This window comes from Dyella thiooxydans, from assembly GCF_001641285.1.
Taxonomy (GTDB): Bacteria; Pseudomonadota; Gammaproteobacteria; order Xanthomonadales; family Rhodanobacteraceae; genus Dyella_A; species Dyella_A thiooxydans.
The window spans coordinates 1,131,796-1,154,196 of sequence record NZ_CP014841.1; the positions used below are offsets into that span (position 1 = coordinate 1,131,796).

The 22,401-nt window shown below is 67.6% G+C and carries 20 protein-coding genes; 6 read left to right on the top strand and 14 right to left on the bottom strand.

Annotated features, from left to right (window positions below; translation table 11 throughout):
• Both moaA and ATSB10_RS05245 read right to left on the bottom strand, forming a co-directional pair.
• A complete protein-coding gene (gene moaA, locus ATSB10_RS05240; protein ID WP_063671061.1) occupies positions 1 to 1,053 on the bottom strand; it encodes a GTP 3',8-cyclase MoaA in 1,053 nt (350 codons plus the stop codon).
• Position 1,054: 1 nt separating this feature from the next.
• Positions 1,055 to 2,260 carry a molybdopterin molybdotransferase MoeA gene (locus ATSB10_RS05245; protein ID WP_063671062.1) on the bottom strand — a complete coding sequence of 402 codons (1,206 nt, stop codon included), beginning with the start codon at positions 2,258 to 2,260 and terminating at the stop codon, positions 1,055 to 1,057.
• A 224-nt stretch (positions 2,261 to 2,484) separates the two neighbouring features.
• On the opposite strand from ATSB10_RS05245, the gene fdhD reads away from it, so the two are divergent.
• Entirely contained in the window at positions 2,485 to 3,321 is an 837-nt protein-coding gene (gene fdhD / locus ATSB10_RS05250) for a formate dehydrogenase accessory sulfurtransferase FdhD (RefSeq protein WP_063671063.1), read from the top strand.
• A complete protein-coding gene (locus tag ATSB10_RS05255) occupies positions 3,318 to 4,145 on the top strand; it encodes an NAD-dependent protein deacetylase (protein WP_063671064.1) in 828 nt (275 codons plus the stop codon). The genes fdhD and ATSB10_RS05255 overlap by 4 nt, the downstream gene beginning before the upstream one ends.
• A 12-nt stretch (positions 4,146 to 4,157) precedes the next feature.
• On the opposite strand, the gene ATSB10_RS05260 is transcribed toward ATSB10_RS05255, so the two are convergent.
• From ATSB10_RS05260 to folD, 5 genes are all read right to left on the bottom strand, one after another.
• On the bottom strand, positions 4,158 to 5,027 hold the full coding sequence (locus tag ATSB10_RS05260; protein ID WP_063671065.1) for a fumarylacetoacetate hydrolase family protein: 870 nt from the start codon (positions 5,025 to 5,027) through the stop codon (positions 4,158 to 4,160).
• Between the two features lie 141 nt (positions 5,028 to 5,168).
• Positions 5,169 to 5,657 carry a tRNA adenosine(34) deaminase TadA gene (tadA, locus tag ATSB10_RS05265; protein ID WP_063671066.1) on the bottom strand — a complete coding sequence of 163 codons (489 nt, stop codon included), beginning with the start codon at positions 5,655 to 5,657 and terminating at the stop codon, positions 5,169 to 5,171.
• Between the two features lie 169 nt (positions 5,658 to 5,826).
• Complete coding sequence (gene guaA / locus ATSB10_RS05270; protein WP_063671067.1) at positions 5,827 to 7,419, bottom strand: glutamine-hydrolyzing GMP synthase; 1,593 nt, start codon at positions 7,417 to 7,419, stop codon at positions 5,827 to 5,829.
• A gap of 243 nt (positions 7,420 to 7,662) precedes the next feature.
• The gene (guaB, locus tag ATSB10_RS05275) at positions 7,663 to 9,120 is read right to left on the bottom strand and encodes an IMP dehydrogenase (RefSeq protein WP_063671068.1); all 1,458 of its coding nucleotides are present in this window, start codon (positions 9,118 to 9,120) and stop codon (positions 7,663 to 7,665) included.
• A gap of 96 nt (positions 9,121 to 9,216) precedes the next feature.
• Positions 9,217 to 10,086 carry a bifunctional methylenetetrahydrofolate dehydrogenase/methenyltetrahydrofolate cyclohydrolase FolD gene (gene folD / locus ATSB10_RS05280; protein WP_063671069.1) on the bottom strand — a complete coding sequence of 290 codons (870 nt, stop codon included), beginning with the start codon at positions 10,084 to 10,086 and terminating at the stop codon, positions 9,217 to 9,219.
• A 69-nt stretch (positions 10,087 to 10,155) separates the two neighbouring features.
• Between folD and ATSB10_RS05285 the strand changes: the two genes are divergently transcribed.
• Positions 10,156 to 10,719 carry a GNAT family N-acetyltransferase gene (locus ATSB10_RS05285; protein ID WP_063671070.1) on the top strand — a complete coding sequence of 188 codons (564 nt, stop codon included), beginning with the start codon at positions 10,156 to 10,158 and terminating at the stop codon, positions 10,717 to 10,719.
• Between the two features lie 54 nt (positions 10,720 to 10,773).
• Here ATSB10_RS05285 and der read toward each other — a convergent pair whose 3' ends face one another.
• The 7 genes from der to ndk all read right to left on the bottom strand — a co-directional run bounded on the left by der (position 10,774) and on the right by ndk (position 17,733).
• The gene (gene der, locus ATSB10_RS05290) at positions 10,774 to 12,171 is read right to left on the bottom strand and encodes a ribosome biogenesis GTPase Der (RefSeq protein WP_063671071.1); all 1,398 of its coding nucleotides are present in this window, start codon (positions 12,169 to 12,171) and stop codon (positions 10,774 to 10,776) included.
• 186 nt (positions 12,172 to 12,357) lie between these two features.
• Positions 12,358 to 13,569: an outer membrane protein assembly factor BamB gene (gene bamB / locus ATSB10_RS05295; RefSeq protein ID WP_063671072.1), complete on the bottom strand. Its 1,212-nt coding sequence runs from the start codon at positions 13,567 to 13,569 to the stop codon at positions 12,358 to 12,360.
• Positions 13,566 to 14,216, bottom strand: a complete 651-nt coding sequence (locus ATSB10_RS05300; protein WP_063671073.1) for a YfgM family protein — start codon at positions 14,214 to 14,216, stop codon at positions 13,566 to 13,568. Before ATSB10_RS05300 ends, bamB begins: the two co-directional genes overlap by 4 nt.
• Before the next feature lie 165 nt (positions 14,217 to 14,381).
• Complete coding sequence (locus tag ATSB10_RS05305) at positions 14,382 to 15,365, bottom strand: helix-turn-helix domain-containing protein (RefSeq protein WP_236886498.1); 984 nt, start codon at positions 15,363 to 15,365, stop codon at positions 14,382 to 14,384.
• On the bottom strand, positions 15,362 to 16,156 hold the full coding sequence (gene pilW, locus ATSB10_RS05310) for a type IV pilus biogenesis/stability protein PilW (protein WP_063671074.1): 795 nt from the start codon (positions 16,154 to 16,156) through the stop codon (positions 15,362 to 15,364). Before pilW ends, ATSB10_RS05305 begins: the two co-directional genes overlap by 4 nt.
• Positions 16,146 to 17,297, bottom strand: a complete 1,152-nt coding sequence (gene rlmN, locus ATSB10_RS05315) for a dual-specificity RNA methyltransferase RlmN (RefSeq protein ID WP_083966089.1) — start codon at positions 17,295 to 17,297, stop codon at positions 16,146 to 16,148. Before rlmN ends, pilW begins: the two co-directional genes overlap by 11 nt.
• A gap of 10 nt (positions 17,298 to 17,307) precedes the next feature.
• Complete coding sequence (gene ndk, locus ATSB10_RS05320) at positions 17,308 to 17,733, bottom strand: nucleoside-diphosphate kinase (RefSeq protein ID WP_063671075.1); 426 nt, start codon at positions 17,731 to 17,733, stop codon at positions 17,308 to 17,310.
• Between the two features lie 234 nt (positions 17,734 to 17,967).
• Between ndk and ATSB10_RS05325 the strand changes: the two genes are divergently transcribed.
• From ATSB10_RS05325 to ATSB10_RS05335, 3 genes are all read left to right on the top strand, one after another.
• Positions 17,968 to 18,582, top strand: a complete 615-nt coding sequence (locus ATSB10_RS05325; protein WP_063671076.1) for a TetR/AcrR family transcriptional regulator — start codon at positions 17,968 to 17,970, stop codon at positions 18,580 to 18,582.
• 80 nt (positions 18,583 to 18,662) lie between these two features.
• Positions 18,663 to 21,050 carry a 3-hydroxyacyl-CoA dehydrogenase/enoyl-CoA hydratase family protein gene (locus tag ATSB10_RS05330; protein WP_063671077.1) on the top strand — a complete coding sequence of 796 codons (2,388 nt, stop codon included), beginning with the start codon at positions 18,663 to 18,665 and terminating at the stop codon, positions 21,048 to 21,050.
• Between the two features lie 136 nt (positions 21,051 to 21,186).
• On the top strand, positions 21,187 to 22,395 hold the full coding sequence (locus ATSB10_RS05335) for an acetyl-CoA C-acyltransferase (RefSeq protein WP_017460777.1): 1,209 nt from the start codon (positions 21,187 to 21,189) through the stop codon (positions 22,393 to 22,395).
• Positions 22,396 to 22,401 lie beyond the last annotated feature (6 nt).

Sequence of the window (22,401 nt, forward strand, 5' to 3'; positions counted from 1 at the left end):
TCAGCCGCCGATGTAGTGCATTTCGATCTTCGGGCGCGAGCGCTGGCGGCGTTCCTCGCGTTCCTCGCTGTAGCGGTCCGCGCGCTGCAACCACACCTGGCGCAACCGCTCGCGCAGCACGTCGTCGCTGCTGCCGTCGCGCAGCGGCGCGCGCAGGTCGGTGCCCTGCACCGCGAACAGGCAGGTGTAGAGCGTGCCGTCGGACGACAGCCGGGCGCGCGAACAGCCGCCGCAGAACGGCTGGCTGACCGAGGAGATCGTGCCGATCTCACCCTGCCCGTCGCGGAAGCGGAAGCGCGTGGCGACCTCGCCCGGATACTTCGCCGGCAGCGCGTCCAGCGGCCAGCGCGCATCGATGGCGGCGATCAGCTCGGCCGAGGGCACCACCGCCTCGCGGTTCCAGTCGTTGCGGTTGCCCACATCCATGTACTCGATCAGCCGCGGCACGATGCCGGTGCCGCGGAAGCGTCCGATCACATCGAGCACGCTATGTTCGTTGACGCCCCGCTGCACCACGGTGTTGAGCTTGACGCCCTGCGGGAAGCCGGCGGCCTGCGCCGCCTCGATGCCGGCCAGCACCTCGTCCAGCGCCCCGCGGCCGCCGCTCATGCGGTGGAACAGTGCGGGGTCGAGCGTGTCCAGGCTCACCGTGACGCGGTCCAGCCCGGCCGCGCGCAGGTCGCGCGCGTGGCGCGTCAGCAGCACGCCGTTGGTGGTCATCGCCAGGTCGGTGATGCCGGGAATAACGCGCAACCGCGCCACCAGCTCGGCCAGCTTCGGCCGCAGCAGCGGCTCGCCGCCGGTCAGACGCAGCTTGCTCACACCCAGATCGCCGGCCAGCCGGGCGATGCGTTCGATCTCGTCGAAGCTCAGCCGCTCGTCGTTGCCGAGGAAGCGGTAGTGCTCGCCGTAGGTCGACTCCGGCATGCAGTACGGACAGCGGAAATTGCAGCGGTCCATCACCGAGATGCGCAGGTCGTGCAGCGGCCGGCCACGGGTGTCCCGCGGCGGCGCCTCGGCAGCGATCTCGGTATGGGCGTGCGGATCGGTCATGTCACCAGCGATACAGGGGGGCTACGGTGCCGGCCGCGGCCGGGGTGCCGGAGGGGGGTAGCTCGATCACGCCATCGGTGTGCGGCAAGCCGGAGAAGTCCCCGGAGGTCGGCGCCGGCACCGGTACGGCCAGCGTGCGACCGGCCCCGTCATGGTGCACACGCACAGGTATGAAGCAGGTGAGCGTCGGACTCGTGTTTGCCGGCGCGGCCAGCACCACCGGCTCGCCGCCAACGCCCGGCAGGCCCACCGCCTGCTCCAGCGCGGGCAGCAGGTAGCGCACGGCGCAGACCAGTGCCGACACCGGATTGCCGGGCAGCGCGAACACGATCTGCCGCTGCGGCCCGATCCCGAACCACATCGGCTTGCCCGGCCGCTGGGCGATGCGGTGCAACACCTGGGTCACCCCCAGCTCGCGCAACGCCGCGGGCACGAAGTCGCGCTGGCCGACCGACACCCCGCCGGACAGCACCAGCACCTGGCGGCTGGCCAGCAGGCCGGCCAGCGTCTGCGTGGTGGCGGCCAGATCGTCGGGCACGCGGGTCAGCAACACGTCGTCAAAGCCGCGACCGTGCAGCGCCGCGGCCAAAGCGCGGTCGTTGGAGCGGCGGATCTGCCCCTCGGCCAGCGGCCGCTGGTCGACCTCGGCCAGTTCGTCGCCGGTGGCGACGATGGCCACCGCCGGCATCCGCGCCACCTCGACCCGATCCAGGCCGTTGGCCGCGAGTACCGCCAGCTCGGGCGCCCGCAGCCGCATGCCGGGAGCGAGCAGCTCGTCACCCTGCCGGCAATCCGAGCCCCTGGGATGAATGAACTGGCGCAGCTGCGGCTGCCAGTCGGCGACCAGTTCCACCCGGTCGCTGTCGCGCCGGCATTGCTCGACCGGCACCACACAGTCGCAGCCGGCCGGCAACACCGCACCGGTGGTCACCTCGATGCAGCCGGACGGGTCGTCCAGCGACTGCCCGTGCATCCCGGCCAGCTGGCGTCCCCGCACGGTGAATGTCCGGCGGCTGCCATCGCCCAGGGCGATCGCGATGCCGTCCATCATCACGCGGTCGAACGGTGGCTGGTCGCACTCGGCGCGCACGGCCTGCCGCAACACCCGGCCGGCCGCCCGGTCGATGGGCACCTGTTCGGTGCCGAAGGACGGCAGGCTCGAGCGGATACGCTGCTCGGCTTCGTGGACGGGGATCAGCTCGCTCATGAATGGGACAACCTTGGTCTGGCGCGACGACGACGGCCACCGCGCCGATCGACACGATCATGGAACCGGGGGTGGTCTTTGACAACCGCGCCCAAGGTCGAAAACACCGGCACGCGACGGCCATCGGCGAGCCTTCGCCCGGTGCGGCCGAGGGGTTACGTCGACTGGCCGGCGGTGGATGCGACGCCGGTGTCCGGACCGCTTCGGCTCGCTATGATGCGTCGATGGTCACCCCACCGCCTCCCACCTCGACCGACGAGACGCCCGGTTGCGTATCCCGCCGGATCGAGCGCTGGCGGCAGGGCGCGGTTGACGTGGTCGACGACTGGGTCGCCGAGGAGCATCCGGTGGCAATGGCCTGCAACGGCGTCGCCTTCGCGGTGATGATGGCCACGCCGTGCGACCTGGAGGATTTCGCGCTGGGCTTTGCGCTCAGCGAAGGGCTCGTCGCCGAGCCGGCGCAGTTGCTCGGGACCGAGATCCGCCCGCTGCTCGAAGGCACGCAACTGGCGATGACCGTGCGTGAGGATGCCCACGGCGCCCACCTCGATCCGGCGGACGACCGGCTGCTCCCGGGGCGCAGCGGCTGCGGCATCTGCGGCACCCGCCAGCTCGAGAACGCGGTGCGCCAGCCGGCGCCGGTACGCGGCGATCTGCGGATCACCCACGCCGCGCTCGAACGGGCGCTCGATGCGCTGCGCCAGCGCCAGCCGATGACGGCACTCACCGGCGCGGTCCACGCCGCCGGCTGGGCCAGCGCGGATGGCGAGCTGGTGCTGGTGCGGGAGGACGTCGGCCGGCACAACGCCCTGGACAAGCTGGTCGGCGCCCTGCACCGCTCCGGCCGGGATCCCGCCACGGGCTTCGCCGTGGTCACCAGCCGCGCCAGCTACGAGATGGCGAGCAAGACCGCCAGTGCCGGCATCGGCCTGCTGGCCGCGATTTCCGCCCCGACGGCGCTGGCGATCGAACTGGCGCGCAGCGCAGGCCTGACCCTGGTCGGCTTCGCCCGTCCGGGCAGCCACAACATCTATACCCACCCGGAGCGCCTGCAGGCATGAATGCCGCGATCCAGCCTGGCCTCGACACCCGCCTGCGCGACTTCGTCGAGGCGCACCCGCGACTGTTCGTGCTGACCGGCGCCGGGATCAGCACCGACTCCGGCATCCCCGACTACCGCGACCGCGACGGCCAGTGGAAACGCACGCCGCCGGTCACCTACCAGGCCTTCATGCACGAGACGGCGACGCGGCAGCGGTACTGGGCGCGCAGCCTGGTCGGCTGGCGGCGTTTCGGATGTGCCGAGCCGAATGCGACCCACCGCGCCCTGGTCGCGCTGGAGCGGCGCGGCCAGGTGGAACTGCTGGTGACGCAGAACGTGGACCGCCTGCACCAGCGCGCCGGCAGCGAGCGCGTGGTCGACCTGCATGGCCGGCTGGACCAGGTGCGTTGCATGGCCTGCGACTGGCGGCAGGATCGGCACGCCTTCCAGCAGGTACTGGTGGTGCGCAATCCGGACTTCGCTTCACTCGATGCCGCCGATGCCCCCGATGGCGACGCCGACCTGGACGGCCACGACTTCGGCCGCTTCGACGTACCACCCTGTCCTGCCTGCGGCGGCATCGTGAAACCGGACGTGGTGTTCTTCGGCGAGAACGTGCCGCGCGACCGCGTGGCCACCGCCGTCGAGGCCTGGCAGGCGGCCGACGCCGTGCTGGTGGTCGGCTCCTCGCTGATGGTGTTTTCCGGCTACCGCTTCGTCGCGGCGGCGGCGAAGGCCGGCAAGCCGATCGCCACGGTGAACCTGGGCGTGACCCGCGCCGATCCGCTGGTCACGCTGAAGATCGATGCGCCCTGCGTCGAGGCGCTGGCGTTCCTTCGCTGAGTCGCTCCGGACTCAGGACACGTCGTTGACCAGCCGGCCGATACCGGCGATCTCGATGGCGATCTCGTCGCCACGCTGCAGGAATCGCGGTGGCCGGAAGCCGACACCCGCACCCTCCGGCGTACCGGTGGCGATGATGTCGCCGGGCTGCAGGGTGATGCCCGCGGAAATCGTCTCGATCAGGGTCGGGATGTCGAAGATCAGATCGCGGGTATTGGCGTTCTGCCGCAGCTCGCCATTGACCCAGCTGCGGATGTCCAGGGCCGAGGCATCCAGTTCGTCGGCGGTCACCAGTACCGGCCCCATCGGGCAGAAGGTGTCGAAGGACTTGCCGAGAAACCACTGGCCGTGGCGTTGCTGCCAGTCCCGCGCCGTCACGTCATTGACGATGGTGTAGCCGAATACGTGGGACATCGCCTGCGCCCGCGCGATCCCCCGCCCGCCACGCCCGATCACCACGGCGAGCTCCGCCTCGTAGTCGAGCGCGTCGCTGAGTCCTTCGGGATACTGGATGCTGTCGCGATTGCCGATCACTGCACTGGGCAACTTGGAGAACACCACCGGATGCGGCGGGATGGCCGTGCAGGAGGCCGTATCGAAGCCACTGTCGGCGAATTCCTGCGCGTGCTTGCGGTAGTTCTTGCCCACGCAGAACAGATTGCGCGGTGGCCGCTGGATCGGTGCCAGCAGATCGACCTCCGCCCGCGCGAGCATCGGCCGCATCACGCTGGGCGTGGCCGATTCCAGCCCGTCGCGGATGAGCGTGAGCATGTCGGCTATGGGCGTGCCATCGATCTGGTCGAGGGGACGGATCCGTGTCGCATCGGCGTCGGTGATGCCGACGCCGATCATTCCATGATGCAGATAGGTAACGAGTCGCATGACACTCTCGGACGACGGGACGGCGCGCACTCATCGGTCGCCACGGCGGCGGGAAGTGAGCATTGCGTCACATTCTAGCCGCGATATGCCCGTCCTGCCCGGCGCGCCTCCGACGCACCGGGCACCGGCCATCGGCCACGATCAGCGCTTGGCCCGAAAGAAATTGCGCAGCAGCTCGGACGACAGCTCCGCCAGCAAGCCGCCCTGCACCTCGATCCGGTGGTTGTGGCGCGGATCGACCAGCGTGTCGAACACGCTGCCGGCGGCCCCGGTCTTCGGGTCGCTGGCGGCGTAGACCACCCGACCGATGCGGGCATGCACCAGCGCCATCGCACACATCGAGCACGGCTCCAGCGTGACGTACAGCGTCGCGCCCGGCAGACGGTAGTTCTGCTGTTTCTCGCCGGCCGCGCGCAACGCCATGATCTCGGCGTGCGCGGTGGGATCGTGCAGGGTGATGTTGCGGTTCCAGCCGAGGCCAAGGATCTGCCCGTCATGTACCAGCACGGCCCCGACAGGCACCTCGTTTTCCGCGTCGCGGGCGTGCTCGGCCAGTTGCAGGGCCCGCCGCATGAAGCGCTCGTCTTCGTCGGTGAACGCCGGCGTAGCGGGCGCGATGTCGTCGGTCATGCCTGGCGGGTCGCTGGTCAGTGGGAGCGGCATTCTAGCGGTAGCGCTTCACGTCAACAGCGACGGGCGTCCCTGTACGACGCCCATCGCTCACCGTAAATAAATTGATTTTGTTCAATGATTTGCGAAACTTTCTTGAGAAATGCCGGGCAGGTGCCCAGCAAAAACCTCATTCCCACTCGATAGTTGCGGGCGGCTTGCCACTGATGTCATAGACAACTCGAGAAACACCGCGCAACTCATTGATAATTCTGTTTGAGCAGCGCCCGAGGAAGTCGTACGGCAGGTGCGCCCAGTGGGCGGTCATGAAGTCGATGGTCTCCACCGCGCGCAGCGCGATCACCCATTCGTAGGCGCGGGCATCGCCGACCACGCCCACCGACTTCACCGGCAGGAACACCGCGAACGCCTGGCTGACGCGGTCGTACAGGTCGGCCTTGCGCAGTTCCTCGATGAAGATCGCGTCGGCCCTGGCCAGCAGTTCGGCGTACTCGGGCTTCACCTCACCGAGGATGCGCACGCCCAGGCCCGGGCCCGGGAACGGGTGGCGGTAGACCATCTCGCGCGGCAGGCCGAGCTCGACGCCGATGCGGCGCACCTCGTCCTTGAACAGCTCGCGCAGCGGCTCGACCAGGCCGAGCTTCATGTCTTCGGGCAGGCCGCCGACGTTGTGGTGGCTCTTGATCACGTGCGCCTTGCCGGTCTTGCTGCCGGCCGACTCGATCACGTCCGGGTAGATCGTGCCCTGCGCCAGCCACTTCACGTGGCCGCCGCCGGCGATGATCTTCTCCGACTCCTCGTCGAAGATCTCCACGAACAGCCGGCCGATGATCTTGCGCTTGGCCTCCGGATCGGCCACACCTTCCAGCGCGGCGAAGTAGCGGTCGGCCGCGTTGACGCGGACGACCTTGATGCCCATGCCGCCCTTCGCGGCCTCGGCGGCGAACATGGCCATCACCTGGTCGCCCTCCTGCCAGCGCAGCAGGCCGGTGTCGACGAACACGCAGGTGAGCTGGTCGCCGATCGCCCGGTGCAGCAGCGCCGCCACCACCGAGGAATCCACGCCGCCGGACAGGCCCAGCAGCACGTGGTCATCGCCGACCTGCTCGCGGACGCGGGCGATCTGATCCTCGATGATGTGGGCAGCGGTCCACAGCGTCTGGCAGCCGCAGATCTCGGTGACGAAGCGCTTGAGCAGCGCGGTGCCCTGTTTGGTGTGGGTCACTTCCGGATGGAACTGCACGCCGTACCAGCGCTTGGCCTCGTTCTCCATCACGGCGACCGGGATGCGGTCGGTGGTGCCGGTGACGACGAAGCCCGGCGGCGCCTTGGCGACGTGGTCGCCGTGGCTCATCCACACGTCCAGCCGATGGGTGTCGCCGTGGTCACTCAGGCCGGCGAACAGGCGGCTGGTCGCGGCGATGTCCACCTCGGCATGGCCGAACTCGCGGGCATCGGCCGCCTCGGTGGCGCCGCCGAGCTGGGCGGCCAGGGTCTGCATGCCGTAGCAGATGCCGAGGATCGGCAGGCCGGCGTCGAACACTTCCTGCGGCGCCTTCGGCGCGCCTTCCAGCGTGGTCGACTCCGGACCGCCGGAGAGGATGATGCCCCTGGCGCCGAACTTCGCGATCTCGGCCGGATCGTGGTCCCAGGCCCAGATCTCGCAGTAGACGCCGATCTCGCGCACGCGGCGGGCGATCAGCTGGGTGTACTGCGCGCCGAAGTCGAGAATGAGGATCTTGTCGCTATGGATATCGGTCATGTCGGCAAAGGTCCGGATTCGAAAAAGCGAAAGGTCGGAACGCCGCAACGTCCCGACCTGCGGATAGGTGGATCACCGTCATCCCGGCGCAAGCCGGGATCCAGCGACTTTTCAGCATCGAAGGCACTGGATGATCGGCTGCGCCGTTGTTGAGCTCCTCCAGCTTTCGCTGGAATGACGATCCGGCGCAGGTGCAAGGTCGCGAGGCGGAGGGAGCGTCGCTTTCGGCACCGCGCCATCGCCTCAGGAGTTCAGCCGGTAATTCGGCGCTTCCTTGGTGATCTGGATGTCGTGCGGATGGGCTTCGGTGACGCCGGCGCCGGTCACCCGCACGAACTGCGCGTTGGCGCGCACGTCCTCGACGGTGGCCGCACCCAGGTAGCCCATCGAGGCGCGCAGGCCGCCGATCAGCTGGTGGATGATGTTGCGCAGCGGGCCCCGGTACGGCACGCGACCTTCGATGCCTTCCGGCACCAGCTTGTCGGCGTCGGCCTCTTCCTGGAAGTAGCGGTCCTTCGAACCCAGCGCCATCGCGCCCAGCGAGCCCATGCCGCGGTAGCTCTTGTACGAGCGGCCCTGGAACAGCTCGACCTCGCCAGGCGATTCCTCGGTACCGGCGAACATCGAGCCGAGCATCACGCTGGAGGCGCCGGCGGCCAGCGCCTTGGGGATGTCGCCGGAGTAGCGGATGCCGCCATCGGCGATCAGCGGAATCTCGTCCTTCAGCGCGGTGGCGACCAGGTCGATCGCGGTGATCTGCGGCACACCCACGCCGGCCACCACGCGGGTGGTGCAGATCGAACCCGGGCCCACGCCGACCTTGACCGCATCCACGCCGGCATCGAGCAGCGCACGCGCCGCTTCGCCGGTGACGATGTTGCCGGCGATCACCTGCACCTTCGGGTAGTGCTTCTTGACCCAGGCGGCGCGTTCGATCACGCCCTGCGAATGGCCATGGGCGGTGTCGACCACCAGCACGTCGACACCGGCATCGACCAGCATCGCCACGCGCTGCTCGGTGTCGCCACCGACGCCGACCGCCGCGCCGACCAGCAGCGCCTCGTTGCGGTCCTTGGCGGCGTTGGGGTTGTCGCGCGCCTTCTGGATGTCCTTGACGGTGATCAGGCCGCGCAACTGGAAGTCGTCGTTGACCACCAGCACCTTCTCGATGCGGTGCTTGTGCAGCAGCTGCAGCACCTCGTCCTGGCTGGCACCCTCACGCACCGTCACCAACTTGTCCTGGCGGGTCATGATGTTGCGCACCGGGTCGTCGTGCTTGCGCTCGAAACGCATGTCGCGGCTGGTGACGATGCCGACCAGCTTCTCGCCCTCCACCACCGGCACGCCGGAGATGTTGTGCGCGCGGGTCAGGCGCTGCACCTCGCCGATGGAGGTGTCCGGGCCGACGCTGAAGGGGTTGCGGATGACGCCGGCCTCGAACTTCTTCACCAGGCGCACTTCGGCGGCCTGCAGCTCGGCGGTCATGTTCTTGTGGATGATGCCGATGCCGCCGCACTGGGCCATGGTGATGGCGAGGCGGGCTTCGGTGACCGTGTCCATGGCGGCGGACACGATGGGGATGTTCAGGCGCAGGTCGCGGGTGAGCCGGGTGGACGTGTCCACATCGCGCGGCAGGACGGCCGAATGGGCCGGAACGAGATAGACGTCGTCGTAGGTCAGGGCCTCGGCGAGGATGCGCATGGAAAGGGTTCCCGGCAAAGAGGGAATTATACGCACCCGCCCTGCCCCTTGCCAGATGTTGCAGTGCGGTCGGATGCCGCCCCCAAGGGAGTGTGTTCAGCCGAAGGAGCGGACCGCGTCGCGCGCCTCGGCGGCTTCGAGGGTGTTCTCCATCAGCGTGGCGACGGTCATCGGCCCCACCCCGCCCGGCACCGGCGTGATCCAGCTGGCGCGCTCGGCGGCCGGCGCGAACTCCACGTCGCCGACCAGCCGGCCATCGTCGAGGCGGTTGATGCCCACGTCGACCACCACCGCCCCGGGCTTGATCCACTCGCCCCTGACCAGGCCGGGCTTGCCGACCGCGACAATGATGATGTCCGCCTGCCGCACGTGGCTTTCCAGGTCTTTGGTGAAGCGATGGCAGCAGGTGGTGGTGCAGCCGGCGATCAGCAACTCCAGCGCCAGCGGCCGGCCGACGTGGTTGGAGACACCGACCACCACCGCGTGCTGGCCGCGCACCGGCCGGTCGGTGTGCCCGAGCAGGGTCATCACGCCCTTGGGCGTGCAGGGACGCAGCCCGAAGCGGCGCAGTGCCAGCCGGCCCACATTGATCGCCTGGAAGCCATCCACGTCCTTGGACGGGTCGATACGGTCGACCAGCGCGTCCTCGTCGATGTGGGAAGGCAGCGGCGACTGCACCAGGATGCCGTGCACCTCGGGATCGGCGTTGAGCTTGTCGATCAGCGCAAACAGCTCGTCCTGGGTCACGCTGGACGGCAGGTCGAAGTCGAACGAACGGAAGCCGACCTGATGGCAGGCCTTGCGCTTGTTGCGTACGTAGACCGAAGAGGCCGCGTCGTCACCGACCAGCACCACGGCCAAGCCGGGCGCGCCCAGCCCCTTGGCCTTGCGCTCCTCGACGCGGCGCCCGATGCGCTCGAGCAGTTCCTGGGCGATGCGTTTGCCGTCGAGAATGCGTGCGCTCATGCGGTAGGCCTGTCGGAAAAGGCGCTTATTATCGTTTGCCGCCACAGCCCCGCACAAACGGAATTCACCATGACTATCCCCAAGGACACGGAAATCGTCGAAGGCTCGCTGCTGCTGCGCCCGTGGCGACCGGACGATGCCACGGCGCTGCACGAGGCCGTGGTCGAATCGATCGACAGCCTCGCCCGCTGGCTGCTGTGGTGCCGCGTCGGCTACGACCTCGCCGCCGCGCAGGATTGGGTGCGCCGCTGTGCGCAGGGCTGGACCGACGAAGAACACTTCGCGTTCGGCATCTTCGACCGGACCAGCCACCGGCTGCTCGGCAGCGTCGGACTGAACCAGCGCAACCGCCAGCACCGCAGCGCCGCGATGGGCTACTGGACCCGCGAAACCTGCCAGCGCCAGGGCATCGCGCCGCGCGCGGCACGCCTGGCCGCGGCCTTCGGCTTCGGGCAGCTCGGGCTGGTGCGGATCGAGATCGTGACCCACCCGGACAACCGGGCCAGCCGACGGGTGGCCGAGCAGACCGGCGCGCGATTCGAGGCGATCGCGCGCAACCGACTCTGGCTGGGGGACACCGCATCCGATGGCGCGGTTCATGCGCTGACCCCGGACGAGCTGGGAGGCGGCTAGAAACCACCCCGGCCCCGCACCCGGGCGCGTCGCGCCGGCGCGGGGGCGGCTGCGTTACTTGCGCCGCTTCATCTCGCGGATCATGCGCTGGCGCTTGCGCAGCTGGCCCTCGGTAAGGACGTTCTTCTTGCCCGCATACGGATTCTCGCCATCGCGGAAGTCGATGCGGATCGGCGTGCCCTCGATCTTGAAGCGCTTGCGGAAGAAGCCCTCCAGATAGCGACGATAGGCCGGCGCGATGTGCTTGGTGCGGCTGCCGTGGATGACGATGGTCGGCGGGTTGCTGCCGCCCGGATGGGCAAAGCGCAGCTTTGGAGCGTGCCCGCGCACCAGCGGCGGCTGGTAACTCTCGTAGGCCTTTTCAAGCGCGCGGGTGAGCTCGGACGAGCCGAGCTCGCGGGTGGCTCCGGCGTGCGCGCGCACGATCGCGCGCATCAGCTCGCGCAGGCCCGAGCCATGCAACGCCGAGATGAACACGGTCTTGGCCCATTCCACGAACACCAGCCGGCGCTCCAGCGCGCGCTGGCACTGTTCGCGCTGGTAGGCATCCATGCCGTCCCACTTGTTGACGGCAATGACCAGCGCGCGGCCCTCGTCGATGGCGTGACCGATCAGGGTCAAGTCCTGGTCGGCGAGGTTCTCGCGCGCGTCGATCATCACCACCACCACCTGGGCGGCGGCCATCGACTGCAGCGTCTTGATCACGCTGAACTTCTCCACCGCCTCTTCCACGCGCGCCTTGCGGCGCACGCCGGCGGTGTCGATCAGGGTGTAGCGTTTGCCGTCGCGCTCCAGCGGGACGCGGATGGGATCGCGGGTGGTGCCGGCCACGTCGGAGACGATCAGCCGGTCCTCGCCGAGCAATCGGTTGATCAGGGTCGACTTGCCGGCATTGGGCCGGCCGACGATCGCCACGCGGATGCTGCCGTCGTCTTCCGGCGCGATCTCCTCGTCCGCGTCCTCGGGCAGCAGCGGACCGATCGCATCGACCAGATCCTCGGTGCCGCGGTTGTGCGCGGCCGAGGCCGGCAGCGTGGCGGCCAGGCCGAATACCGAGAACTCCGCCATCGCTGTGGCCAGATCCAGTCCATCGGTCTTGTTCACCAGCACGATGATCGGCTTGCCGCTGCGACGCAGTTCGCCAAGGATCACGTGGTCCTGCGCCAGCAGGCCATCGCGCGCGTCCACCACGAACACCAGCACCTGCGCTTCCTCGATCGCCAGGCGCACCTGCTTGGCAGTGAGCACGTCCAGCGCTTCCTCGGTTCCCGACAGGCCGCCGGTATCGACCACGACGAACGGCCGCTCGCCCAGGCGGCAGACACCGTAGTGCCGGTCGCGGGTCACGCCGGGCATGTCGGCTACCAGCGCATCGCGGCTGCGGGTGAGTACATTGAAGAGGGTCGACTTGCCGACGTTCGGACGGCCGACCAGTGCAACGACGGGAAGCATGATAGGAAACCAGGAGTTGGATGACGGTGCTCGCGGCCAGTCGCACCGGACGGGGTGCGGCACGGGAGCGTCGGCAGTGTAAGGCAATAAGACCGGCGACACCGGCCCTCATCGCAAAAACGGGCGCCGCACCAAGGCGACGCCCGTCAGCAGGTAGCCCCGGGCACCGAAGGCGCCCGGGTCGGCTCAGTTGGCGGACAGACGATAGGCGCCGATATGGCCCTTGATGTCTTCCACGTAGACCATGTCACCCACGACCACCGGCTGGGCACGGATCGGCTTTTTCGAGAGACGCTCGCGGGCCGCCAGCGCGCCATCGCCGGTCTGCAGCCAATGCACGTAACCCTCGACGTCACCGACCACCACGTAGCTACCCTGCACCGCGGGGCTGCTCAGCCAGCGATACTTCAGCGCGTCATTCTTCCACTGGTCGGCGCCGCCACTGCGGTCGAAGGCCCAAACCTGCGACTGGTCGTTCACCGCGAAGACCATGTTGCCAGCCACCGCGGGCGAGCCGTAGCTGGAAAACTGCCGGCTCCACAGCGGGCGGCCGCTGGGGCCGTCGATGGCCACCAGGTTGCCATGGTAGGCGGTGCCGAACAGGGTGGTGCCGTCGAGCACGACAGCGCCGTCGGCATCGTCCAGGCGCTCGATGTCGGTGCGGCCCTCGCCATTGGCCAGCGCCTGCTCCCAGAGCTTTTCGCCATTGTCCATGCGCAGGGCGACCAGCTTGCCGTCGTCGCTGCCGAAGAACACCACACCGTTGGCAGCCAGCAGCGGACCATTGCCGCGCACGCTGAGCAGAGGCACGTTGCCCTGGTCATAGACCCAGCGGCGGTCACCGCTCGCGCGATCCAGGCCGTAGACCCGGCCATCCTGGGTCCGCACCAGTACCAGGTCGCCCACGATGACCGGCGTGGTGATCACCTCCGAGTTGAGGTTGGCTTCCCAGCGCTGCGACCCGTCCTTGGAACTCAGCCCGTAAACATGGCCGTCCAGCGTGCCGACCGCCAGCAGGTCGCCATCCACGGCCGGGCCACCGGCGTACAGGGCATCCTTGCGGTGCTTGTCGCCCCAGCCGAACCAGCCGTGGGTGCTCGACTTCTTCGACCACATCTTCTTGCCGGTGGCGGCGTCGAAAGCAGCCAGCTCGCCATCGGTGCTGGCGGCATAGAGCACGCCGTCGACCACCACGGGCCCCATCCTCACGCCAGTCACACCGGCGCCGTCACCCACCCGTGCACTCCACATCTTGGCCACCTTCACGGTGGGGGTGAAATCCTTCGCCAGCGGGGTCGGCGGCTCGATGTTGTCCTTCTTCTTGTTGTGGCAGCCGGCCAGGGCCACCAGGGAAGACATCGCGATCAGCCAAACGAACTTCTTGAAAACCGGTTTCATGCACCCTGCTTCCCGGCCGCAGCCAGATCGTCAATTTTCAGCTGCAGGGCATCACGCAACGGCGAGTCCCCGCTCATGGCCGACAAGGCAGTCTGGTAGGACTTGCGCGCATCGTCGACCCGACCAAGCTTGACCAGCACATCACCCCGTAGTTCCGAGGCCATGCCGGCATACTGCTTGTCGGTGAGCTGATCGAGCGTGGCCAGGGCGTCCTTGTCCTTGCCCTGGGCGAACTGGACCTGGGCCATGCGCAGGCGCATCAGGGACTTCAGGGCGGGCTCCTCCGCATGCGCGATCGCCCAGTCGAGCGAAGCGGCCGCCTTGTCGAACTGCTTCGTCTCCACCAGATGACGAGCCCGCTCGCTGGTGGCGAACACCGCATAGCTCGACTTGTCGTAATCCTTCTGCAGCTGCTCGGTGAGCTGGTCGGCGACCGCCTGGTTGCCCACGTTCTCGGCCGCCTGGACCTGCTGATAGATCGCAGCAGCCGCCGCACGGTTGCTGGCCTGGTGGTTGCGCCACTGTTGCCACCCGAAGATGCCGACCAGACCGATCGCGATGCCTACCGCGATGGATACGCCATTCTCGCGCAGCCATTTCTGTACAAGTTCGCTCTGCTCGTAGTCGTCGTATGCGTCGAATGCCATGCAATCACCGTTGGAAACGCCAGCCGCCGCCCGGACCAGCTCGGCCGCAGCACGTCAGTTGAGACACCGGCGCGCCGTGGCGCGCTCGGACAAAGGGCAAGAATAACCGAAACCGCGGCCGTCGCGCCCGGCAAGGCAGGCGCGACCGGGTCGGTGGGTGGCGCCTCAGGCGCCGGCGGGAACCGCCTTGCCGTCCTGGATCTGGATGCGGAAATGGGCAACGTTCGCCCGGCGATAGGGATCGAGCGACAGCGACTTGCCATCCACGCTCACGGACGCCCCGCCCGCGTTGCCCAGGCGTATCTCCAGCGGGGTCGCGCTGTGATAAGTGCGGTGCGTACCGGCAGGGAGCAGGCCGTACTCCAGCCGGGTGCCATCTTCCGACGTGATCTCGACCCAGCTCGCGTCGGTCAGGGCGAGCGTCAGGACATGCCCGCCCTGCCCCGCATCGACGGTGGCCGGGCTGGCCGGTGCCGCCGGCTTGACCGCATCGGCGGCCATGTTGGGAACCATCGACGCGAGCAGAGGCTGCTCGTCCTCGCTCTTCGCCGCCGGAAGGGCCGCCGAGGCTGCAGTGGGCGTCTGCCCCGCCATCGGGCTGCCAGATGCCTGAATCTCCTGCTGCGCCACGGGAGACGCGTCGAGCGGGGCGAGATGGGCGATGTCGCGACTAAGGGTGCCGCGGATACCCAGCCACACCACCGGAACCACGATCACCGCGGTAAGCACCACGTACGTTGCCGCCGTCGCGTAGCGCTCCAGCAGGTAGCGTGAGTGCGAGATGCCTCCGGTAGCCACCAGCTCGGGCTCGCTGCGGCGGCGGATGCGCGACACCTCCGCCTGAATCAGCGAGTCCTCGATACCGAGATAACGGCCGTACTTGGTGATGTAACTGCCCAGGTAGACCCGGTAGTCGATGCCATCGTGGCGATCGTCCTCAAGCTGGCGCAGTACGCGCGTCGGCAACTTCAGTTGCTGGCCGCAGGACTCGACGTCCAGTCCGCGCGACTGGCGCGCCGAGCGCAGGCGCTGGCCGAACGTGATCTCGGAGGCCTCATTGGAAAGGGCATCCGGCCAGGCGCCGACCTGACTGGAGTGCTCCGCTTCGGGTGAAGTCCGGTCTTGCATCGAGGGCGGGACAGAATTCATGGACGGGAGCTTTGATCGAGGCTGCGGGCCTGGTCCGAGTCCGGAAACTGGCTCAGCAAGCGCTGGCGATACGACTGGGCAGCGTCCTTATTGCCCAAGCGGGATTCGATCTGCATGCCGAGCAGGTAGGCATCGGCTGTCGGATGGCCGAGTGCATCGAAGCGCTGCAGGAAAGCACTCGCGTGGAAGGCGTCGCCGGTCTTGTAGAGGGCGCTCGCCAGTTGGAACAGCGCCTCTGCATTGTTCGGATTGCGCTGCAGCGCATCGCGGAAATCGTTCTCGGCCGCCGCTTCGCGCCCCGCCTTGATCTGGCAGATGCCGGCATTGGTCAGCGCAACATCCGGCGTCTTGTAGAACGGGTCGGTGATCGCCTTGCGGAAATAGGTCTCCGCTTCCACCGGCTTGCCGATGCGGCACAGAAAGGCGCCGAGGTTGTTGTTCGGGCCGCCGCGGTTCGGTTCGAGCTCGACCGCGCGCCGGTAGTGCTGCTCGGCGTGGGTCAGGTCGTTGATCTTTTCGTACACCACCGCGATCACGGTATGCGCCGGTGCGTAGTTCTCGTCGAACTGCAGCGCCAGGGTGAGCTTCTGCAATGCGGTCTGCAGGTCGCCCGTCTCCAGGTAATGCTGACCCAGGTCGGTGTGGATGCGCGCTGCATCCTCGGCCTGATCGGATTTGCTGGTCGTAGGAAGGTGGTCCCCGGAACTGTTGTCGCCGGAGCTGCCATTCACGGTGACACACCCGGCCAGCAACGCGCACAACAACAGTCCGCTCCAACGATCAACCCGCATGGACAGCCCCCTGATCCAGACGTTTGAGAAATTCGGCTTGTCGCCGCGTTCGATCCAGCACCTGCCCCTTCAACTGCCCGCACGCGGCATCGATGTCGTCTCCGCGGGTCCGTCGCAGCATCGTGAGGATGCCTGCGTTGAGCAACTGCGTCTGGAAGGCCCGGATCGTATCGGCGTCCGAGCGTTCAAAACGTGTCCCAGGGAACGGATTGAACGGGATCAGATTGACTTTGCAGGTGGGAAGCTTGCGCATGAACCTGATCAGCTGGCGCGCGTGCTCCGGCTGGTCGTTCACCCCCTTCATGAGGGTGTACTCGAAGGTGATCGAGGTGCGCGGCTTGCGGGCGATCCAGCGCTGGCAGGCCTCGGTCAGTTCGGCGATCGGGTAACGCTTGTTGAGCGGCACCAGCTCGGTACGCAGCTCGTCGTTGGCCGCGTGCAGCGACACCGCCAGCGACACGTCGATGGCCTCCGAGAGCTTGTCGATCATCGGCACCAGGCCGGCAGTCGACAGCGTGACGCGCTTGGAAGCCAGGCCGAAACCGAGATCGTCGCGCATCAGGCTCATCGCCTTGACGACGTTGTCGAAGTTCAGCAGCGGCTCGCCCATGCCCATCATCACCACGTTGGTGATGCGGCGGTTCTGGTGGGTGATGTTGCCAAGGTACTTGGCCGCCACCCACATCTGGCCGATCACTTCGGCCGTGGACAGGTTGCGGTTGAAGCCCTGGGTGGCGGTTGAGCAGAACTGGCAGTTGAGACCGCAGCCGACCTGCGAGGACACGCACAGCGTGCCCCGGGTCGGCTCCGGAATGTACACCGCCTCGATGGCGTTGCCGCCATCCATGCCGAGCAGCCATTTGTGGGTGCCGTCGGCAGCGCCCTTGTCGAACAGGGTCTTGGGCGGACCGACGTAGCACGTGGCTTCGAGCTTGGCGCGCAGCGCCTTGCCCACGTCGGTCATCTTGCCGAAGTCGCTCTCCAGGTGGTGGTAGATCCACTTCATCACCTGCTCGGCGCGATACGGCTTCTCGCCGATCTGCGTGAAGAAATCACGCAGGCCCTGGCGATCGAAATCGAGCAGATTGACCTTTTCCCCGGCATCTGCCGGGACGGTCGGGATGTGTACCACCTGGTTCACGGCAACTGCCTCAGCGCGGAAAGACTTCCGTCTCGGCGAAGAAATACGCGATCTCGACCTTGGCGGTCTCGGTGGCGTCCGAACCGTGCACGGCATTGGCGTCGATCGACTCGGCGAAGTCGGCGCGGATCGTGCCCGGCTTGGCTTCCTTCGGGTTGGTCGCACCCATCAGCTCGCGATGCGCCAGCACGGCGTTCTCGCCCTGCAGCACGCTGATGACCACCGGGCCGGAGATCATGAACTCGACCAGCGCGTTGAAGAACGGACGCTCCTTGTGCACCGCGTAGAAGCCTTCGGCCTCCTTGCGCGACAGGTGCTTCATCTTGGCGGCGACGATCTTCAGGCCGGCCTTCTCGAAGCGGGCGTAGATCTCGCCGATGACGTTCTTGGCGACGGCGTCGGGCTTGATGATGGAAAGGGTGCGCTCGAGCGCCATACAGATGTGCTCCGAAAAACGGGGATAGGAAAGTTTCGTATATAGGCCGGAAAATCCGGCGCAAAGATGCCAAAACCGTCAAGGAATGAGGATTTAGCACAAGAAAGTTTGACAGATTCTAGCCTAATCGCAAGCCGGACCGCGCCGGCTGCAAACGTTCGTTTGACTGCCGGCGAGGCCCGCGCGTATGCTCAAACGATCGTTTGATTCTGCCGTGGGCGGTGGCTGTCTACCGTGAACAGTTCGACCTCGACCAAGGAACGCATCCTCACCGCCGCCGAGGCGCTGTTCGCCCAGCGCGGCTTCGACGGTGCCTCGTTGCGCCAGCTGACATCGGCCGCCGGGGTCAATCTGGCGGCAGTGAATTACCACTTCGGCTCCAAGGAAAAGCTGGTCGAGCAGGTGTTCAAGCGCCGCCTGGACGCGCTGAACCAGCACCGCCTCGCCGAGCTGGCCAAGGTTGCCGGCAAGCCCACGACCCGGCTGGAAGACGTGCTGGCGGCCTATATACGTCCTGCGCTGGAACTTTCGCACGAAGGCAACGGTTCGCTGTTCATGCGCGTGCTGGCGCGCGCGTTCGCCGAGCACGACGACACCCTGCGCCAGTTCCTGTCGGAGAACTACGGCCACGTGATGAAGCAGTTCACCGCCGAGTTCGCCCGGCTGCTGCCGCATCTGGACAGGGCCGAGCTGTACTGGCGCATCGACCTGGTGACCGGCGCGCTGACCCATGCGATGTCCGGCTTCGGCATGATCCAGCGCAAGGACGACGTCAGCGAGCAGCAGCACCGCGAGCAGACTGCCGCGCACCTGATCCGCTTCGCGGCCGCGGGCCTGAGCCACCCCTGACCCATTTCACCGGATTGCCACGGCGGTCCGGTCCACTTGTCGTGTCCGAACCCCAATCGTTCGATCGTATGGAGAAGCCAATGACTGCTGCATCAACCTCCTCTACCGCGCTTCGCATCCGCAAGGCCGCGGTGCTGGGCGCCGGTGTGATGGGCGCGCAGATCGCCGCCCACCTCACCAATGCCGGCGTCGAGACCGTGTTGTTCGACCTGCCCGCCAAGGAAGGTCCCAAGAGCGGCATCGCGATCAAGGCGATCGAGCACCTGAAGAAGCTCTCGCCGGCCCCGCTGGCCGACAAGAACCTGGCCGGCGCGATCATCCCGGCCAACTACGACGAGCACCTGGATCACCTGAAAGACGTCGACCTGGTGATCGAGGCGATCGCCGAGCGGATGGACTGGAAGCTGGACCTCTACCGCAAGATCGCGCCGCACGTCTCGGCCACCGCCGTGCTGGCCTCCAACACCTCCGGCCTGTCGATCAACGGCCTGGCCGAGGCGCTGCCGGAAGAGATGCGCCACCGCTTCACCGGCGTGCACTTCTTCAATCCGCCGCGCTACATGCACCTGGTGGAAGTGATCCCCACCCGCCTCACCGACCCGGCCGTGGTCGACGGCCTGGAAGCCTTCCTGACCACCACGGTCGGCAAGGGCGTTGTGATCGCCAAGGACACCCCGAACTTCATAGGCAACCGCATCGGCGTGTTCTCGATCCTCTCCACGATGTACCACACCGAGCAGTTCAAGCTCGGCTTCGACACGGTGGATGCGCTGACCGGCCCGGCGCTGGGCCGCCCGAAGAGCGCGACCTACCGCACCGCCGACGTGGTCGGCCTGGACACCATGGCCCACGTCATCAAGACCATGGCCGACACCCTGCCGGAAGACCCCTGGCACCAGTATTTCAAGGCGCCGGTGTGGCTGACCGCGCTGATCGAGAAGGGTGCGCTGGGCCAGAAGACCGGCGGCGGCTTCTACAAGAAGATCGGCAAGGAGATCCAGGTGCTGGACCTGGCCAGCGAGGGTTTCCGCACCTCCGAGCAGAAGCCGTCCGACGAAGTCGCGGCGATCCTCGCGATCAAGGACCCGGCGGAGAAGTTCGGCAAGCTGCGCGCTTCGTCCGACCCGCAGGCACAGTTCCTGTGGGCGATCTTCCGCGACCTGTTTCACTACACTGCCTACCACCTGGCCGACATCGCCGACACCGCGCGTGACGTCGACTTCGCGATCCGCTGGGGCTACGGCTGGAAGCTCGGTCCGTTCGAGACCTGGCAGGCCGCCGGCTGGCAGCAGGTCGCCGGCTGGATCGCCGAGGATATCGCCGCCGGCAAGGCCATGAGCAACGCTCCCCTGCCCGCCTGGGTCACCGACGGCCGCGCCGGCGTGCACGGCAAGGACGGTTCGTGGTCGGCCAGCGCCGGCCAGTACAAGCCGCGCTCGAACCACCCAGTCTATGCGCGCCAGCTGTTCCCCGATCCGATCCTGGGCGAGAAGTTCGACCAGGGCACCACGGTGTGGGAGAACGAGGGCGTGCGCCTGTGGACGCTGGGCGACGACGGCGTCGGCATCCTCTCGTTCAAGACCAAGATGAACACCGTCAACGACTTCGTGCTCGACGGCGTGCAGCAGGCCATCAGGATCGCCGAGGAAAAGCTCAAGGCCGTGGTGATCTGGCAGACCGGCGAGCCGTTCTCCGCCGGCGCCGACCTCAAGGGCGCGCTGGGCCTGCTGCAGGCGGGCAAGTTCGACGACTTCGAGAAGATGGTCGCCAACTTCCAGGCCACCAGCATGGCGATCAAGTTCGCGCTGGTGCCGGTGGTCTCGGCCGTGCGCGGCATGGCCTTCGGTGGCGGCTGCGAGTTCCAGATGCACTCGGCGCGCACCGTGGCGGCGCTGGAAAGCTACATTGGCCTGGTCGAGGCGGGTGTCGGCCTGCTGCCGGCCGGCGGCGGCCTGCACGAGCTGGCGGTCCGCGCGGCCAAGGCCAACCCGGCCGATCCGTTCGAGGAGCTGAAGAAGGTGTTCGAGACCGTGGCGATGGCCAAGGTCTCCTCCAGCGCGCTGGAAGCGAAGGCGATGGGCCTGCTGCGCGACAGCGACGTGGTGGTGTTCAACGCCTACGAGCTGCTCTACGTGGCCAAGAAGGTCGCGCTCGGCCTGTCCGAGCAGGGCTACCGCCCGCCGATGCCGGGCCGCGCCGTGCCGGTGGCCGGCGATGTCGGTACCGCCACCTTCAAGGCCTCGCTGGCCAACCTGCAGGAGGGCTATTTCGCCTCGCCGCACGACATCGACATCGCCAGCCGCATCGCCGACTGCCTCTGCGGCGGTGCGATCGAGCGCGGTTCGCCCGTCGACGAAGCCTGGCTGCTGGCGCTGGAGCGCAAGCACTTCGTGGCACTGGCCAAGACCGAGAAGACCCAGGCGCGCATCGCCCACACGATGAGCACCGGCAAGCCGCTGCGTAACTGATGAGCCGTCATCCCGGCGAAAGCCGGGATCCAGCGACTCACTACCGTTTGAAGACACTGGGTTCCGGCTTTCGCCGGAATGACGATCAAAAACTTGGGCGTCGCCGCGCTACGCGCGACGCCACGGAGCAAGCACCATGACCAAGCAAGTACAGGACGCCTACATCGTCGCCGCCACCCGCACCCCGGTCGGCAAGGCGCCGCGCGGCGTGTTCCGCAACACCCGTCCGGACGACATGCTCGCCCACGTGATCCGCGCCGTGATGGCGCAGGCGCCGGGCGTCGATCCGCACCGCATCGAGGACGTGATCGTCGGCTGTGCCATGCCCGAGGCCGAGCAGGGCATGAACGTGGCGCGCATCGGCGCCCTGCTCGCCGGCCTGCCGTACACCGTGCCCGGCGTGACCATCAACCGCTTCTGCTCGTCCGGCGTGCAGGCCATCGCCATGGCCGCCGACCGCATCCAGCTCGGCGTGGCCGACCTGATGATCGCGGCCGGCACCGAGAGCATGAGCATGGTGCCGATGATGGGCCACAAGGTGGCGATGAACCCGGCCATCTTCGCCAACGACGAGGATCGCGCCATCGCCTACGGCATGGGCATCACCGCCGAGAAGGTGGCCGAGCAGTGGAAGGTCACCCGCGAGCAGCAGGATGCCTTCGCGGTGGAAAGCCACCGCCGCGCGCTGGCCGCCATCGCCGCCGGCGAGTTCAAGGACGAGATCACCCCGTTCCAGCTCGACGACCACTATCCGGACCTCGCCACCGGCGGCATCAAAACCGACAGCCGCCTGATCGACACCGACGAGGGCCCGCGCGCGGGCACCACGATGGAGGTGCTGGCCAAGCTGCGCACGGTGTTCCGCAATGACCGCTTCGGCGGCTCGGTGACTGCCGGCAACTCCTCGCAGATGTCCGACGGCGCCGGCGCGCTGCTGCTGGCCAGCGAGAAGGCGATCAAGGAGTTCAACCTGACCCCGATCGGCCGCTTCGTCGGCTACTCGGTGGCCGGCGTGAAACCGGAGATCATGGGCATCGGTCCGAAGGAAGCGATCCCCAAGGCGCTCAAGCAGACCGGCATCTCGCAGGACCAGCTGGACTGGATCGAGCTCAACGAGGCGTTCGCCGCGCAGGCGCTGGCGGTGATCGGCGACCTCGGTCTGGACCCGGCCAAGGTCAACCCGCTGGGCGGCGCCATCGCGCTGGGCCACCCGCTGGGCGCCACCGGTGCGGTGCGTGCCGCCACCCTGCTGCACGGCATGCGCCGCCGCAAGCAGAAGTACGGCATGGTGACCATGTGCATCGGCACCGGCATGGGTGCGGCAGGCGTGTTCGAATCGCTCTGATCCGCG

Bases quoted from the DNA above. Each gene is read 5' to 3' on its own strand.
- moaA (WP_063671061.1), bottom strand. From the start codon at position 1,053: ATGACCGATCCGCACGCCCATACCGAGATCGCTGCCGAGGCGCCGCCG.
- ATSB10_RS05245 (WP_063671062.1), bottom strand. From the start codon at position 2,260: ATGAGCGAGCTGATCCCCGTCCACGAAGCCGAGCAGCGTATCCGCTCG.
- fdhD (WP_063671063.1), top strand. From the start codon at position 2,485: ATGGTCACCCCACCGCCTCCCACCTCGACCGACGAGACGCCCGGTTGC.
- ATSB10_RS05255 (WP_063671064.1), top strand. From the start codon at position 3,318: ATGAATGCCGCGATCCAGCCTGGCCTCGACACCCGCCTGCGCGACTTC.
- ATSB10_RS05260 (WP_063671065.1), bottom strand. From the start codon at position 5,027: ATGCGACTCGTTACCTATCTGCATCATGGAATGATCGGCGTCGGCATC.
- tadA (WP_063671066.1), bottom strand. From the start codon at position 5,657: ATGACCGACGACATCGCGCCCGCTACGCCGGCGTTCACCGACGAAGAC.
- guaA (WP_063671067.1), bottom strand. From the start codon at position 7,419: ATGACCGATATCCATAGCGACAAGATCCTCATTCTCGACTTCGGCGCG.
- guaB (WP_063671068.1), bottom strand. From the start codon at position 9,120: ATGCGCATCCTCGCCGAGGCCCTGACCTACGACGACGTCTATCTCGTT.
- folD (WP_063671069.1), bottom strand. From the start codon at position 10,086: ATGAGCGCACGCATTCTCGACGGCAAACGCATCGCCCAGGAACTGCTC.
- ATSB10_RS05285 (WP_063671070.1), top strand. From the start codon at position 10,156: ATGACTATCCCCAAGGACACGGAAATCGTCGAAGGCTCGCTGCTGCTG.
- der (WP_063671071.1), bottom strand. From the start codon at position 12,171: ATGCTTCCCGTCGTTGCACTGGTCGGCCGTCCGAACGTCGGCAAGTCG.
- bamB (WP_063671072.1), bottom strand. From the start codon at position 13,569: ATGAAACCGGTTTTCAAGAAGTTCGTTTGGCTGATCGCGATGTCTTCC.
- ATSB10_RS05300 (WP_063671073.1), bottom strand. From the start codon at position 14,216: ATGGCATTCGACGCATACGACGACTACGAGCAGAGCGAACTTGTACAG.
- ATSB10_RS05305 (WP_236886498.1), bottom strand. From the start codon at position 15,365: ATGAATTCTGTCCCGCCCTCGATGCAAGACCGGACTTCACCCGAAGCG.
- pilW (WP_063671074.1), bottom strand. From the start codon at position 16,156: ATGCGGGTTGATCGTTGGAGCGGACTGTTGTTGTGCGCGTTGCTGGCC.
- ndk (WP_063671075.1), bottom strand. From the start codon at position 17,733: ATGGCGCTCGAGCGCACCCTTTCCATCATCAAGCCCGACGCCGTCGCC.
- ATSB10_RS05330 (WP_063671077.1), top strand. From the start codon at position 18,663: ATGACTGCTGCATCAACCTCCTCTACCGCGCTTCGCATCCGCAAGGCC.
- ATSB10_RS05335 (WP_017460777.1), top strand. From the start codon at position 21,187: ATGACCAAGCAAGTACAGGACGCCTACATCGTCGCCGCCACCCGCACC.